The sequence below is a fragment of the Photorhabdus africana genome (assembly GCF_035181445.1).
GTDB lineage: Bacteria > Pseudomonadota > Gammaproteobacteria > Enterobacterales > Enterobacteriaceae > Photorhabdus > Photorhabdus laumondii.
Genome location: NZ_JAXBVE010000225.1, coordinates 1 through 319, shown reverse-complemented (window position 1 = coordinate 319; position 319 = coordinate 1). Strand labels below are relative to the sequence as shown.

Annotated in this window: 1 protein-coding gene; it reads right to left on the bottom strand. The window is 48.6% G+C overall.

Features of this window, described 5'->3' with window-relative positions:
* Positions 1-319: hypothetical protein (locus tag SLS51_RS23510; RefSeq protein WP_323840881.1), on the bottom strand; the 319-nt coding region annotated here is incomplete at both ends.

Here is a 319-nt window from a genome sequence, read left to right as displayed (position 1 = left end):
TTTGTTCTTAAGCTGACGCGGCAAATCCTGTGGATGATAGGTAAACGTGGTCTTCGCCATCCCCGTTGCCGAATATTGCTGCGTCATCAGGCCAAACAACGAACCCAGGTTGGTATCCAAAATCGACTGAATATTATCACCGAACATCAGGTTCCAGTTACCCGTGGTCACCTGAATATCCGCTCCCCGGCCACCTACCGCAAAGTTAAATGCCAGTTTCTCATTGACCTGACGGAATTTATTCGCGCGGCTCATTGTGCCCATACCACTCACATTGCGGGTTAGCCACTGGTTGAATTTCTTATTCAACGTCACTTCA